At 69.4% G+C, this 13,214-nt stretch carries 13 protein-coding genes and 1 tRNA gene; 4 read left to right on the top strand and 10 right to left on the bottom strand.

Going from position 1 to position 13,214, the window contains the following annotated elements; genetic code table 11:
* Position 1: 1 nt before the first annotated feature.
* The 3 genes from M0L44_RS04955 to M0L44_RS04945 all read right to left on the bottom strand — a co-directional run bounded on the left by M0L44_RS04955 (position 2) and on the right by M0L44_RS04945 (position 3,933).
* The gene (locus tag M0L44_RS04955; protein ID WP_252768545.1) at positions 2–1,822 is read right to left on the bottom strand and encodes an OPT/YSL family transporter; all 1,821 of its coding nucleotides are present in this window, start codon (positions 1,820–1,822) and stop codon (positions 2–4) included.
* Between the two features lie 255 nt (positions 1,823–2,077).
* Positions 2,078–2,153, bottom strand: a tRNA-Lys gene (locus M0L44_RS04950).
* Positions 2,154–2,241: 88 nt separating this feature from the next.
* Entirely contained in the window at positions 2,242–3,933 is a 1,692-nt protein-coding gene (locus M0L44_RS04945) for a cation:proton antiporter domain-containing protein (protein WP_252768544.1), read from the bottom strand.
* 444 nt (positions 3,934–4,377) lie between these two features.
* On the opposite strand from M0L44_RS04945, the gene M0L44_RS04940 reads away from it, so the two are divergent.
* The 3 genes from M0L44_RS04940 to M0L44_RS04930 all read left to right on the top strand — a co-directional run bounded on the left by M0L44_RS04940 (position 4,378) and on the right by M0L44_RS04930 (position 7,366).
* Positions 4,378–5,583: a porin gene (locus M0L44_RS04940; RefSeq protein WP_252768543.1), complete on the top strand. Its 1,206-nt coding sequence runs from the start codon at positions 4,378–4,380 to the stop codon at positions 5,581–5,583.
* 132 nt (positions 5,584–5,715) lie between these two features.
* The gene (locus M0L44_RS04935) at positions 5,716–6,042 is read left to right on the top strand and encodes a c-type cytochrome (protein WP_252768542.1); all 327 of its coding nucleotides are present in this window, start codon (positions 5,716–5,718) and stop codon (positions 6,040–6,042) included.
* Between the two features lie 10 nt (positions 6,043–6,052).
* Positions 6,053–7,366, top strand: a complete 1,314-nt coding sequence (locus M0L44_RS04930; RefSeq protein ID WP_252768541.1) for an FAD-dependent oxidoreductase — start codon at positions 6,053–6,055, stop codon at positions 7,364–7,366.
* A gap of 11 nt (positions 7,367–7,377) precedes the next feature.
* Here M0L44_RS04930 and M0L44_RS04925 read toward each other — a convergent pair whose 3' ends face one another.
* Together M0L44_RS04925 and M0L44_RS04920 are read right to left on the bottom strand one after the other, a co-directional pair.
* A complete protein-coding gene (locus tag M0L44_RS04925; protein WP_256490001.1) occupies positions 7,378–7,926 on the bottom strand; it encodes a TlpA family protein disulfide reductase in 549 nt (182 codons plus the stop codon).
* 40 nt (positions 7,927–7,966) lie between these two features.
* Complete coding sequence (locus tag M0L44_RS04920) at positions 7,967–8,350, bottom strand: ArsR/SmtB family transcription factor (RefSeq protein WP_252768539.1); 384 nt, start codon at positions 8,348–8,350, stop codon at positions 7,967–7,969.
* Positions 8,351–8,498: 148 nt separating this feature from the next.
* Between M0L44_RS04920 and M0L44_RS04915 the strand changes: the two genes are divergently transcribed.
* Positions 8,499–9,614 carry a YeeE/YedE family protein gene (locus M0L44_RS04915; protein ID WP_252768538.1) on the top strand — a complete coding sequence of 372 codons (1,116 nt, stop codon included), beginning with the start codon at positions 8,499–8,501 and terminating at the stop codon, positions 9,612–9,614.
* Positions 9,615–9,643: 29 nt separating this feature from the next.
* Here the strand turns inward: M0L44_RS04915 and M0L44_RS04910 are convergent, their stop codons facing one another.
* Genes M0L44_RS04910 through M0L44_RS04890 form a run of 5 tightly spaced genes read right to left on the bottom strand, consistent with a single transcriptional unit; the run spans position 9,644 to position 13,209 of the window.
* Positions 9,644–10,150 (bottom strand): TlpA disulfide reductase family protein, encoded by a 507-nt coding sequence (locus tag M0L44_RS04910; protein WP_252768537.1) that lies wholly within the window; start codon positions 10,148–10,150, stop codon positions 9,644–9,646.
* The gene (locus M0L44_RS04905) at positions 10,147–11,103 is read right to left on the bottom strand and encodes an MBL fold metallo-hydrolase (RefSeq protein ID WP_435526383.1); all 957 of its coding nucleotides are present in this window, start codon (positions 11,101–11,103) and stop codon (positions 10,147–10,149) included. The genes M0L44_RS04910 and M0L44_RS04905 overlap by 4 nt, the downstream gene beginning before the upstream one ends.
* A 3-nt stretch (positions 11,104–11,106) precedes the next feature.
* A complete protein-coding gene (locus tag M0L44_RS04900) occupies positions 11,107–12,228 on the bottom strand; it encodes a YeeE/YedE family protein (protein WP_252768536.1) in 1,122 nt (373 codons plus the stop codon).
* Positions 12,229–12,236: 8 nt separating this feature from the next.
* On the bottom strand, positions 12,237–12,650 hold the full coding sequence (locus M0L44_RS04895; protein WP_252768535.1) for a DsrE family protein: 414 nt from the start codon (positions 12,648–12,650) through the stop codon (positions 12,237–12,239).
* 37 nt (positions 12,651–12,687) lie between these two features.
* A complete protein-coding gene (locus M0L44_RS04890) occupies positions 12,688–13,209 on the bottom strand; it encodes a GlcG/HbpS family heme-binding protein (RefSeq protein ID WP_252768534.1) in 522 nt (173 codons plus the stop codon).
* Positions 13,210–13,214 lie beyond the last annotated feature (5 nt).

Here is a 13,214-nt window from a genome sequence, read left to right as displayed (position 1 = left end):
CTCAGCCCCCCGCCAGCACGGTGCCCAGCAGGCCCGCAATGCCCAGGCCCAGCGCCGCCAGCGCGTCCCCCGCAATCAGGCCACCACCGATCAGCGAGGTGTCGCTCATGTCCTCGGGCACCACCGTATCGCCGGCCTGGGGCTTGGCCTTGGGCAGCGAATTGACCGCGCTGGAGATGACCCCGCCGATGGCGAACCAGGCCGAGGTGTTGAGGTTCACGAAACCGCCGAAGGACCAGGCGTAGGGCGAAGGCAGCAGCACCGCATCCAGCACAAAGTCGGTGGCGAAGCCGCCCTTGCCCGAGGCCACGAAGCGCTGGTAGCCGGCGTTGCGCTTGAGCAGCTTGCGCGCCAGCTCGACCGCAAAGCCGATGCCCACGCCGACCCAGATGGCGGTGCGCTGGTAGGGCTTGTCGTCGGTCAGGCTGCGCAGCACGCCGACGAATTTGTAGGTCATGGCCGCGCTCCACTCGGCGGGCTGCTCACCGGCCTTCATCACCGTCTGGTCCAGCAGCAGCACGGGGTAGGCGGCCATGAACAGCTTGGCAAAGCCCACCGCCACGATGGCCCCCACCACGATGCCCGCCACCTGGTAGCGGAACTGCAGGGTGCGGCTGGTGCCCAGCCGGGCACCGGTGGAGCGGTCCTGCTGCATGTCACCGGCCACGCTGACGGAGACCAGCAGCACGGTGCCGGCCATCAGGCCGATGGCCGGATCCTTCAGGCCCAGAGCCGCCATCATCACCACCGACACCACGAAGGCCGAGGAGATGGGGTTGGAGTCGCTGATGCCCTGGGAGATGCCATTGACCATGGCGAACAGGAAGACCAGCAGCACCGCGAACACCAGGTAGCCCACCGGCTGGCCCAGCACGAAGTGGCCGGTGCAGACCACCGCCACGGCCCAGAAGGCCACCCAGCTGAAGACGCGGCGGGTGTCCACCCGCTTCCAGGCTTCCTGGCTTTGGGCGGGCGCCGGGGCGCGGCCGGTCAGCCGCTGCCAAGCCTGCCAGAAGATGAGGCTGAGGTCGATGATGGCGGCGCCCATGATCGTGCCCAGCGCGATCAGGAACATGATCTTGCGGGCCGGGTCGCCTTCGTGCAGCCAGCCGATCGAGATGAAGTACGGGATCAGCGCCCAGCCAGTCAGGCCGGCCACCAGGGCCGGGATGCCGATGCGCGCGCCCACCAGCAGGCCGGCACCCAGCGTGGAGGTGGACAGCTCGATGGCCGCCATGAAGGGCAGCTTGGCCGCCGCAATGCCGCCCAGCAGGCCGGCGCCGATGCCGGTGCCCAGCTTGGCCACCGAGCGGCGCAGCAACACCGGGTCGGTCAAGGCGCGCAGGATGTTGGCCACGGCGAAACCGGAGGGATAAGGCAGCTGCAGCTTGTCCACCAGGATGGGCGTGTAGAGCATGCCCACGCCGGCACCCAGCATGCCGATGCACAGCATGTAGAGCATCAGCTGCCACACCGGCGGTTGCGGCATGCCCATCCAGACCATGGCCTGGATCAGCACGCCCATGGCGCTCAGGCCCGCGACCGAGGCGGCCGAGGTCTGGATGAAGTTGGCGCCATGCTTGCCTTCGGCGCCATAGCCCAGCGTGACCACCGAGCCCAGGAGGCCCGCCAGCACCTGCCCGCCGACGAAGAAGCCCAGCGAGAAATTCATGTAGGAGGCGGTCACGCCACCCAGGGGACCGAGGACGAAGATGCCCAGGGACAGCAGCAGCAGGTGGTACTTCCAGGTGCCCTGGCGGGGGAGCCAGGCCCAACGTTGGCCGCTCGGGGTGGATGCGGCAGGGGAAGACAGGGTCGTCATCGGGTCAATGCATGAATGCGGCGGGTTGCCGAAAGCCTGGCAGCCCGCCCCCGGGACCGATGCGCCCGAACACTGCCACCAGGACAAAACCCCGGAGTGTGCGACCAAGTGATGCGCCGCGCCAGGGGTTGAACCTGGGGGGCAGCCAGAACCGTGCCAGGCAGGCACCCGGCGCGCCCCGCCAAGCAAGGGCCCGGTGCGATCCGGACGCAAAAAAAGGACTGGCCTTGCGGCGAGTCCTTTTCGGGGAATTTTTGGTGGGCCCTGTAGGATTCGAACCTACGACCAACGGATTAAGAGTCCGCTGCTCTACCAACTGAGCTAAGAGCCCCACTCGGCTTCAGTCTGTCGCTGCTTTCTTGTCAAAAAGCGCTGCAATCAACTGAAGCTCTCATTCTAATATGATTTTTCGAGCCTGATCAAGCCCCCTTGGCCCATTGCGCCAGGGTGTGCTGCAACAGCACCTGGGCCATGGCCTCGCGGGGCTGGACGGTCTGAGCCACACCCGCCTCCACCAGCAGGGCCGCCTCCGCCTCGTTGGGTGCGCGGGACAGCACCGTGAGTTCGGGCCGCAGCGTGTGGGCCGTGCGAATCATCGGGTACGTGTCGGTGGCGTCGGGCACGGTCACCACCAGCAGGCGGGCCTGGTGGATGTGGGCCTGGATCAGTGTCTCGGGTTCGGCGGCGTCGCCGGCCACGGCCTGCAGGCCGGCTGCCCGCAAGGCCTCCACCCGCTCCCGGCGCTGCTCCACCACCACGCAAGGCACGTCTTGCGCCACCAGCGCCGCCACCAGCTGCTGCCCCACGGTGCCATAGCCCACCACCACCACATGCCGGGCCAGGTAGCGCTCGGCGGTGCTGGCCGGCAGTTCGGCCAACGGGTCTGGCCGGGCATCCAGCGAGCGGGCCCAGGCCGAACGGGCCAGCACCGCACGCCGCAGAGGCTCCACCAGGGAGAACAGCAGCGGGTTCAGCGCGATCGAGAACAAGGCGCCAGCCACCACCAGGCTCTCGGCCTCCGGCGGCAACACGTGCAGACTGGCCCCCAGACCCACCAGGATGAAGGAGAACTCGCCGATCTGGGCCAAGCTGGCCGCCACCGACAGCGAGGCCTGCAGCGGGTAGCGCAGCAAGAGTACCAGCCCCATCGCCGCCACCGACTTGCCCACCATGATGATGGCCGTGACAGCCAGCACCTGCAGCGGCCGCTCCAGCAGCACCTTGGGGTCAAACAACATGCCGACGGACACGAAGAACAGCACGGCAAAGGCATCCCGGAACGGCAGGGATTCCTCGGCCGCACGGTGGCTGAACTCGGACTCGCGCAGCACCAGACCGGCAAAGAAGGCCCCCAGCGCCACCGACACCCCGAAGAAAGCCGAGGCACCGTAGGCGATGCCCAGGGCCACCGCGATCACCGCCAGCGTGAACAGCTCGCGCGAGCCGGTGCGTGAGATCAGCCACAAAAGGCGTGGCAGCAGCTTGCGCCCCACCAGCAGCATCAGTGCCACGAAGGCGCCCACCGCCAGCAGGGTGCGCAGCACCGCCCAGCCCAGCGAAGGTGCCGCCGCATCACCGGGCGACGTGCCGGCGGGGCTGGCCAGCCCGACCAGTGCCGGCAGCAACACCAGCACCAGCACCATGGCCAGGTCCTCGACCACCAGCCAACCCACGGCGATGCGACCCTCGTGGGATTCCAACGTGCCACGCGCCTCCAATGCGCGCAGCAGCACCACGGTGCTGGCCACCGACAGCGCCAGGCCGAACACCATGGCCCCGGCCAGAGACCACCCCCAGAACACCGCCAGCCCCGCCCCCATGGCCGTGGCCACCGCCATCTGCACCACGGCCCCTGGCACCGCCACCCGGCGCACCGCCATCAGATCGGCCACCGAGAAATGCAGGCCCACGCCGAACATCAGCAGCATCACGCCGATCTCAGCCAACTGGGAAGCCAGCCCCATGTCGGCCACATAGCCGGGCGTGTGCGGCCCCAGGGCCACGCCGGCCACCAGGTAGCCCACCAGCGCAGGCAGCCGCAGACGCAGGGCGACAAAGCCCAGCAGCAGGGCCAGGCCCAGCGCGGCGGCCAGGGTGACGATGAGGGGCATGTGAGGGTGCATGTCGGAGCAATCGCAAGTCAGTGGAGGGGAAGGCGGGACACCGGCAGCGCTGACACCCGGGCGGCAAACAGTGGGAAGCGGTTCGGACACGAGAGTTCCCGCGCCCGACAGCAGGCGGCGGTCATCGGGATTTACACCGAGCCGCCGCACCTGCGAACGAACGGCTCAGCATCGCTCCTTGCGGGGACGTTGCGATTTGGCGCGTCACCCGAGGGAGGGTCCTGATGGACAAGGCTTCCCTGACACACACGCCCCCCGTTTGTAACAGGCCTGGTTGTCCCGCCCTGCGACGCAAGGCCTGGGACGCAAGGGGTTAACCCCCGAAATCAGGCACTTTGCGGCCCTGGCAGGGATGGCATGGAACTGGCGCCAGTGGGGCTGCGCCGGCCTGCGTGCTGGCACAGCCCAACCCATACCAACGGAGACAACACCATGCAAATCACCGCCCTGGCCCGTGCGGCCACCCTCACCGTTCTGGCTGGTGCCGCCCTGTCGGCCCAGGCCGTCGGCTTCACCCAAGGTGACGTCACGATGGACATCAATGGCACCGTCAACGGCTTCTACATGAACCGCGAGGACACGGTGACCACCAAGGCCACCGGCGCCGAGGCCAAGGCCACCAACAGCATGGTGTCCAACGGCCTGCTGCCCGGCTGGCTGAACTTCGTGGCCACCGCCAAGGTGGCCGACCAGGACCTCAAGGTCCACTTCGGCTTCGCGCCCGGCATCGTCAACAACTCGACGGTCGTGGGCCTGCCCGACGGTGCCGCCGGCAACACGCCTGGCGCCTACTCGCAGATCGACACCCGCAACATCTACTTCCGCTTCGGCAACGAGAACTGGGGCCACCTGAAGTTCGGCCGTGACATCGGCCTGTTCGGCCAGGACGTGATCCTCTCCGACATGACGCTGCTGGGTGTGGGCGGCACCACCAACGCCGCCATGCCCTTCAACACCACCTTCGGCATGATCGGCCACGGCTACATGTACACCGGCTTCCAGCCGCAGATCAGCTACGACACGCCCAAGGTCGATGGCCTGCAGGCTTCGGTGGGCATCTTCCAACCCAGCAAGTACGCCGGTGACGAAACCAAGACCCCGGCCTTGCAGGCCAGCGCCGGCTACAGCTGGGCCGGTGCGGCCCCTGGCAAGGTCTGGGTGGGCGCGGTGCACCAGAGCACCAGCTGCTCCAGCGGCAGCGGCAACTGCAGCAGCGAGCCCTTCACCGCCCAGGGCTACGAGCTGGGCGTGAAGGCCGGCATGAACGGCTTCGAAGGGCTGCTCTACGGCTTCAAGGCCAAGGGCCTGGGTCTGTCGACCATCGGCGCCCAGTTCCTGGGTGGCAGCGACGGCGCCGGCAACCGCACCGACTCCAAGGGCTATCTGGCCCAGGTGACCTACAAGCTTGGCGACACCAAGCTGGGCGTCAACTACGGCCAGAACACCGACGAGGACGGCGCCACCTCCGCCGTCTTCGGCGGCCCGAAGAACGTGCGCAAGTCCTTCACGCTGGGCGTCTACCACACGCTGAACAAGTACATCACGCTGGTGGGCGAGTTCAACCACGAGAAGCAGGACAACGACGTTACCGAATCCAAGGTGCGTACTCTGTCCGTGGGCGGTATCGTCTTCTTCTGAGGACCGGCGGCAGGCCCCGGCCTGTCCCTCGTCTGTACCGTTTTCAGGGGATCCCCACCGGGGATCCTTTTTTTTGGGTACCCCTACGGGTTATCCTATTAATGTGCATTTCGCACATTCAAAGGAGAGCCCATGCTCCACGCATCCGCAGGCGCGCGCCACCGGCCGCCCTCCCTCCTCTTGGCCGGCCTTCTGGCGGTCCTCGCACCAGCCAGTCAGGCGGCCACCACCGTCCCGCCCGGCCGGCTGCTGGCCTCCAACTGCTTCCAGTGCCACGGCACCAATGGTCGCGGGCCAGGCTTCGAGCGTCTGGCCGGGCAATCCGCCTCGGAGCTGTACCAGGAGCTCAAGGAATTCCAGGCGGGCAAGGAAGGCAACAGCATCATGGCCAAGCATGCCTGGGGCTACACCGATGCCCAGTTGCAGGCCCTGGCCTCCTGGCTGTCGACACAGAAGTGAGGAGCCGACCATGACCCCGACCCGCACCCCCTCCTTCCGTCAACGCCGCGAATGGCTGCGCGCCGCCCTGGCCGCCACCGGCGGCCTCGCCCTGCCGGGCTGGATGCACACGGCCCTGGCGGCCTCCACCCGCACACCCGGCCAACTCACCGCCACACCCACCGCCCGCGTCATCGTCGTCGGTGGCGGCATGGCGGGCGCCACCGTGGCCAAGTACCTGCGCCTGTGGGGCAACAACCTCGAGGTGACACTGGTGGAGCCCAATGCCACCTACCTCAGCTGCATCATGAGCAGCCTGGTCCTGACGGGGCAGCGCACGATGGCTGCGCAGTCCTTCAACTACAAGACGCTGGCCAGCCGCTATGGCGTCAAGGTGGTGATCGACAAGGTCACCGGCATCGACCCGGCCAACCGGCGTGTGACGCTGGCCAGCGGCGGCACGCTGAGCGCCGACCGCATCGTCATCGCCCCGGGCATCGACTTCGACCCGGTGCCTGGCCTGACCGACCCGAATGCCATGCCCCATGCCTGGAAGGCCGGCTCGCAGACCACGACGCTGCGCCAGCAGCTGCAGGCCCTGCCGGCCCAGGGCACGGCCATCCTGACCATCCCGCCCACGCCCTACCGCTGCCCGCCCGGGCCCTACGAGCGGGCCTGTCTGCTGGCCGACTGGCTCAAGAAGTACAAGCCCGGCGCCAAGCTGCTGGTGCTGGACGCCAACCCGGACTTCGTGGCCGAGAAGGACAACTTCAGCCGCGCCTTCTACGACCTGCATGCCGGCGTCATCGAGTACCACACCAGCGTGGCCATCCAGTCCGCCGATGCCGCCACCATGACGCTGCAAACCAGCGCCGGGGCCGTGCATGGCGACGTGATCAATCTGATCCCGCGCCAGCGCTGCGCCCCCATCGTGGCCGCCACCGGCCTGGCCAACGCGACCGACGGCCGCTTTGCCGGGGTGGACGTGCTGAGCTACGAAAGCCTCGTCTCCCCGGGCATCCATGTGATCGGGGATTCGTCGGCCACGACCCAGCCCAAGGCCGGCCACATCGCCAACCAGGAGGCCAAGGTCTGTGCCGATGCCATCGTCCGTCTGCTGGCCGGCCAGGCGCTGGACCCCGCCCCGGTGACCAACTCGGCCTGCTACTCGACGATCACGATGAGCCAGGCTTCCTGGCTGACCGCGGTGTTCCAGTACGACGCTGGCAGCCACGCCATGGCCTCGGTGGCCAACGCGTCGGGTGCCTCCAGCGGCTGGAGCACCGGCAACTTCGAGCAGATGAACACCTGGTTCAAAGCGCTGATGGCCGACACCTTCGCCTGACCGACGAAGCCTCAGAGGAAGCGCGCCAGCGCTTCCACGTCCTCGGGGAAGCGCTGCCCCGTCTCCGCCGCCACCACGCGGCCATCGCGTCCGCGGGCGATGGTGACGGGCAACCCCTTGGGCTTGGGCAGCACGCGGGCCACCTCGCCGGTCAGCAGGCCGCAGGGGAAGGTGTCGCCTTTGCGGGCCCGGTAGGCGATGGCATCGGCCGCCTGCGTGTCGATGGACAGGCCCAGCACCACCAGCCCGTGCTGGCGCTGGGTCTGCCAGAGCTTCTCCATCCACGGTGTCTGCTGGACACAAAAGGGACACCAGCTGGCCCAGTAGTACACCACCACCACCTGGCCCTGGGCCTGGGCGGGACGGAACACCCCCCCCTCCAGAAGCGGCACGTCGGTCAGGGGCAGCACACTGCCCAGAGACGGCAGGGGCGCCGCAAGAGGCGGCGGAGCGGCAGCCGGGCCTTGGGCCCAGACGGGCCCGGCACAGCCGGCCAGGGCGCCGGCCAGCCAGCGGCGTCGCGCCGCATCCAGCCCACCCGGGGGGCATCGTGGTGTCATCCATGTCCGGCCTTTCGCAACAGGGCGAAGGCCACCGGGCTCAACCCCGGCGGCCCCGCAAGAGCTGGTCTGCCGAAGGCAGCTCAGCCCCGTCATCGAGCTCGATGGCGATCTGGGTGCAGACCGCCCGGCACAGCTGCGCCACCCGCTCGCTCTGCAGTCGGTAGAACACCTGGGTGCCCTCCCGGCGACGCCCCAGCACGCCGGCACGGTACAGCGTGGACAGATGCTGGGACATGTTGGGCTGGGTGGTGTCGATCTCCGAGAGCAGCTCCGAAACGTTGCGCTCGCCGTTGCACACGGCGCTGATGATCTTCAGACGCACGGGCGTGGACAGCAGGCTGAACAGCTCTGCCGCGCTCTCGAACACCCGGTCCTGATCGTTCGTCTCGGCCACTTCGACCTCTGGCATGGATTCGTTCATCACTCTATCAGCACTTGCGCAGACAGCGGGCTGCAACCCCGGACGCTGAGGGCGTCGACATACCGCCTAGGGCATTCCGCGGTGACGCTCCGGCCACCCGCCTGCACAATCGGCCCCACCTCGGTCTGACCCTCCCCCACCGCACGCCATGACGGATGTCGACACCGCCCACCTGGCCACCCAGGTGCTCTGGGCTGCCTTCGGGCTGTCCCTGCTCTTCGGCTTCATCGCCCACCGCAGCCGCTTCTGCACCATGGGCGCCATCGCCGACGTGGTCAGCATGGGCCACTGGGAACGGGCCCGCATGTGGGCCCTGGCGGTGGCCGTGGCCACGCTGGGCTTCAACGGCATGGTGGCCCTGGGCTGGGTCGAGGCGCGCAACACGATCTACGCCGTGCCCCGGCTGCTGTGGCTGTCGGCCGGGCTGGGCGGCGGGCTGTTCGGCTTCGGCATGGTGCTGGCCTCGGGCTGCGGCAGCCGCAACCTGGTGCGCCTGGGCGGCGGCAACCTCAAGTCGCTGGTGGTGCTGATCGTGATGGCGGTGACCGCTTTTGCCACCCTCAAGGGCCTGACGGCGGTGTGGCGGGTGGCCACGGTGGAGCGCTTCTTCGCCGACCTGCCCGGCGGGCAGGACCTGCCCACGCTGCTGGCCGGTGCCGGTTGGGGTCGCGTACCTGCCATCGCTGGCGGGCTGGGTGCGGCCGTGGCGCTGCTGCTGGCCGGCTGGGCACTGAGCCGTCCCGAAGGCCGCAGCCCCGCTGCCCTGCTGGGCGGCCTGGGCATCGGCGCGGTGATCACGGGCGTGTGGTGGGTGTCCGGTGTGCTGGGCTACGTGCCGGAAGATCCCCAAACCCTGGAGCCCACCTTCCTGGCCACCAACAGCCACCGCATGGAAGCGCTGAGCATGGCCTCGCCGCTGGCCTATGCGCTGGACTGGCTGCTGTTCTTCAGCGACAGCTCCAAGACCCTGACCTTGGGCATCGTCAGCGTGCTCGGCGTGCCACTGGGGGCCGCGGCCTCGGCGGTGCAGCAGCGCAGCTTCCGCTGGGAAGGTTTTGCCGACGTGCAGGACCTGGGCCTGCATCTGGTGGGGGCCAGCCTGATGGGCGTGGGCGGCGTGGTGGCCATGGGCTGCACCATCGGCCAGGGCATCTCCGGCCTGTCCACCCTGTCGCTGGGCAGCGGGCTGGCGGTGCTGGGCATCGTGGCCGGCGGTCTGCTGGGGCTGCGCTACCAGAGCTGGCGCATCGAACGCATGGGCTGAGGCGGATCGGCGCATCGCTTCATCCCTCTTCAGCGGGCCGAGCCGGACCACGGGACCGAAGCGAGCGCCATCACATCGGCCTCGCTCATTTCACCCGGGATGCACTGCGCCAGCCGCCCATCGGCGGCGAGCAGGCAGGTCATGGGCACCACACGGCGTGGCGTGAAACGCGCGCGCAGGCGCCCATCGTCGATCACCATCGGAAAACGCCAGTCCCGCCGGGCCGCCTCCTGCCGGGCCGCGGCGGCGTCGCCCCCCTCCGCCACGCCCAGCACCTTCAGGCGCTGCGGGTCCACCGTGGCGTGCAGCTGCGCGATGCGGCTGTTGTGGCGCTGGCAGTAGGCGCAGTCCACCGACCAGAACACGACCACCGTGGCCGCACCAGGCCAGGCGCCGGGCGAAAGCGGTTGCCCCGCCAGTGTCGTGAGCGGGGGACTGTCCAGCAGCGGGGATGGCACCTGGCCCGTCGCGGCACCGATCACGCCGAGCAGGGCCAGCAGCCCCACCCCGCGGCGCAGGCGATGGTGCATCGTCATCGCCCGGCCTGCTCCATCAGCAGGTAGGTGTTGTAGGCGTTGATGCGGTTGGCCACGCCGAACAGCGGCAGATGCTCGAAAGCCGACCAGTCGGTGCGGGCGTAGGCGTCCTCGAAGGGCTCGAGGTTGGCGGCCGCCTCGGCCATGCTCCTGCGCAGGTACTGCAGGTAGTCGCGGGTCAGCGTCAGGTCTGCCAGCGGCTCACGCGAGAGCGCACCGTGGCCGGGCACGATGACGGCCGGCTTCAGATCGATCAGGCCGGTGAGCGCGGTGATCCAGGCCTGGCTGTCGGCCGTGCCCACATAGGGCACCCGGCCGCGGAACACCAGATCGCCCGCGAACAGCACGCGGTTGCGCTCGACGAACACCGCCAGGTCCTCCGCCGTGTGGGCCGGCCCCACATGGCGCAGCAGCAGGCGCTCGCCGCCCACGGTCAGCGTGGTGTCCGCGTCGAGCCAGCGGTCTGCCGGCACCAGGCGGGTCTGCGCATCCACCCAGGGCGCGAGCTCCTGCCGGCTGGCCTCAAGCCGGCGCTGGGCCGTGTCGGAATTCAGGTACTCGCGCCCCTCCTGGCGGGCAATGACCGTGGCCCCCAGGTCCTTGAAGACCTGCAGGCCGTAGACGTGGTCGGCGTGGTAGTGGGTGACGACGACCCAGCGCACCGGCTGCCGCGTCACGCTGCGGATCGATGCCAGCAGTGCCCGGGCCAGGGCGGGCGAGCCGAGGGCGTCGACCACCACCACGCCGTCCGGAGTGACGATGAAGCCGGCGTTGGAGATGAAGTTGCGGTTGGCCGGTGCGCCCAGCGCCGCCTGGCCCTGCACGAACCAGATGTTGTCGGCCACCTGTTGCAGAGGCAGTGGCTCGGGCTCCGCGACCAGCGCGGCCCGGGCGGTGGCCACGCAGACCATCAGCCACACCGCCACCCCCCGGCACAGCCCACGAGCCAGCATCCCTCAGCTCCGGGTGGGCGTTGCCGCCACGGACTTGCCGGGCAGGGACTGGCCGCCAGGCTCCTGCACCGTGTCGCCAAGGTGATGGTCCAGCAGCCGGTCGGTCAGGGCCGCGGCCGCCCACATGGCCCCCAGCGTCACCCAGGCGGTGGCGGTGAAGACCGCGGCGCCGGACAGGCCTGCCCCCACCGCGCAGCCGCCGGCCAGCATGCCACCAAAGCCCATCAGCACCGCCCCGACGATGTAGCGCCGCATACCCGGGCCGCTCTCGAAGCCCTCGAGCCGGAGCTCGCCAAACAGGGCCGCGGACAGGAAGGAGCCCAGGAACACACCCGGCATCAGCCCGGCGTCGAAAGACAGGGGCTTGTCGGTGACGAAGAGCACCCGGCTGAGCACCTCGGCCGAGGGTCCGGTAAAGCTCAGCGACTGGATGGGGTGCGCGTCAAAGGCCAGACGCGACACGGCGTAGGTGAACCACCAGCCCGCCACCACGCTCAGCCCCACGCCCACCGCGCCGGCCCAGCCCCAGAACGAGACCTTCTGCCGCCGCGCCCAGACGATGGCCGCCAGCAGCCAGAAGGCGGCGAACAGCATGGCACCGCCATGGCCGATGCCGGTGCGGGCGATCAGGTCGCGGGCGCCGCCGCCGTCGATGGTCCACCCCGCGGAGATCCATTCGCGCAAGGGCGACAGTGCCCCCGTCAGCGCGGACTGCGCGGTCACCGCGAAGATCAAGCCCGAGACCACCGAGCGCAAATTGCCCTGGGCCGCCAGCACCAGCAGCCGGCTGGCGCAGCCGCGCGCCAGGATCATGCCGATGCCGAACAGGGCGCCGCCCACGGCCGCACCCGACAGGCTGCCGCGTGCGGCGATCTGGCGGGCATTGCCGGCGTCGAACCAGCCCAGGCTGGCCAGCAGCTGGGTGCCCCCCACCGCGGTGGCGAAGGCGAAGAGCCAGACCGTCAGCCGCCCACCCAGCAGGTTGCGGGCAAACTCGATGACGGCCGAGCGCAGGCAGAAGCGCGAGCGCTGGGCCATGAAGCCGAAGACCATGCCGATGAGCAGGGCCCCGCCGGCCAGCACCCGGTCCTCTCCCCAGCGCTCCAGCAACAGGTCCAGGCCCATGGCGTGCCTCAGGGTTTGATGTAGGCGTAGCCCTGCTGCTGCAGCTTGGCCAGACGCACCACGCCGGAGGGCGTGAAATCAGCCTCCTGGATGAACTGGTCCTTCTTGAGGCCGCGGTTCTTCAGCGTGATCTCGCAGATCTCGAAGCGCACGCCGCGCGCACGCAAGGCCGACACCAGGGGCGCGAACTCGGTGCCGTCCGGGGCCTTGGCCCCTTCCATCAGCATGTCCACCCCCTCGGCGTGGGTCACCACGATGATCTTGGCCTCGGGGTCGGCATCCATGTGGTTGCGCAGGTTGCGCAGGCCCTTCAGGCCCTGGGCGACTGCGTTGTCGATGTGGTAGACGACCAGGTCCTGGGCCCAGCCAGCACAGGCGAAGCAGGACAGGGCCAAGGCCAGCAGAAAGGACTTGAAGCGCATCGGTGTCTCCTTGGGGATGGTGTCTCGGCGAAGGCGGTCAGAACTCGATGTCGTCGGCAATGGCGCGCAGGCCCTGGGCCGCGCAGGCCTCGTCCGCGTCGCCCCCCGGTGCACCGGAGACACCGATGGCCCCCAGCAGGCTGCCACCCGCCTCGATCGGCAGCCCGCCCCCCGCGGCCATGAAGCGCGGGTCGCCCCGCAGGCCGCTCATGGGCTTGCCGGCCTGGGTCTCGGCGGCAAAACCCGAGGTGCTCATCTTCACACTCACCGCCGTCCAGGCCTTGCGGGTGGCCACGTCCGGCGTGTGGGCACCGGCCAGCCGGTCGCGCAGCAGGGCCTGGGGCAGGCCGGCCCGGTCCACCACCACGGCCGCCACCTGGTAGCCCTGGCCGCGGCAGTGGGCCAGCGCGGCCTGCACCGCCTTCAGCGCGGTCTCTGGCGTGAGCTGGCGCACGGTGAAGGTGGCGGCCGGGGCGTCGGCGGCATGGACGGCGGCGCTGCCGCTCCAGCCCAGCAGACCAGCCAGCGCGAGCACAGGGAAGCGGCAAGAACGCGGCATCGGGA

This window comes from Ideonella oryzae (assembly GCF_024055665.1).
Taxonomy (GTDB): domain Bacteria; phylum Pseudomonadota; class Gammaproteobacteria; order Burkholderiales; family Burkholderiaceae_C; genus Ideonella; species Ideonella oryzae.
This window is presented reverse-complemented; position numbering and strand designations above follow the sequence as displayed.

Excerpts from the sequence above, each read along its gene's own strand:
- M0L44_RS04940 (WP_252768543.1), top strand. The coding sequence starts at position 4,378 with ATGCAAATCACCGCCCTGGCCCGTGCGGCCACCCTCACCGTTCTGGCT.
- M0L44_RS04890 (WP_252768534.1), bottom strand. The coding sequence starts at position 13,209 with ATGCCGCGTTCTTGCCGCTTCCCTGTGCTCGCGCTGGCTGGTCTGCTG.
- M0L44_RS04910 (WP_252768537.1), bottom strand. The coding sequence starts at position 10,150 with ATGACGATGCACCATCGCCTGCGCCGCGGGGTGGGGCTGCTGGCCCTG.
- M0L44_RS04900 (WP_252768536.1), bottom strand. The coding sequence starts at position 12,228 with ATGGGCCTGGACCTGTTGCTGGAGCGCTGGGGAGAGGACCGGGTGCTG.
- M0L44_RS04905 (WP_435526383.1), bottom strand. The coding sequence starts at position 11,103 with ATGCTGGCTCGTGGGCTGTGCCGGGGGGTGGCGGTGTGGCTGATGGTC.
- M0L44_RS04925 (WP_256490001.1), bottom strand. The coding sequence starts at position 7,926 with ATGACACCACGATGCCCCCCGGGTGGGCTGGATGCGGCGCGACGCCGC.
- M0L44_RS04895 (WP_252768535.1), bottom strand. The coding sequence starts at position 12,650 with ATGCGCTTCAAGTCCTTTCTGCTGGCCTTGGCCCTGTCCTGCTTCGCC.
- M0L44_RS04935 (WP_252768542.1), top strand. The coding sequence starts at position 5,716 with ATGCTCCACGCATCCGCAGGCGCGCGCCACCGGCCGCCCTCCCTCCTC.
- M0L44_RS04915 (WP_252768538.1), top strand. The coding sequence starts at position 8,499 with ATGACGGATGTCGACACCGCCCACCTGGCCACCCAGGTGCTCTGGGCT.
- M0L44_RS04920 (WP_252768539.1), bottom strand. The coding sequence starts at position 8,350 with ATGAACGAATCCATGCCAGAGGTCGAAGTGGCCGAGACGAACGATCAG.
- M0L44_RS04930 (WP_252768541.1), top strand. The coding sequence starts at position 6,053 with ATGACCCCGACCCGCACCCCCTCCTTCCGTCAACGCCGCGAATGGCTG.
- M0L44_RS04945 (WP_252768544.1), bottom strand. The coding sequence starts at position 3,933 with ATGCCCCTCATCGTCACCCTGGCCGCCGCGCTGGGCCTGGCCCTGCTG.
- M0L44_RS04955 (WP_252768545.1), bottom strand. The coding sequence starts at position 1,822 with ATGACGACCCTGTCTTCCCCTGCCGCATCCACCCCGAGCGGCCAACGT.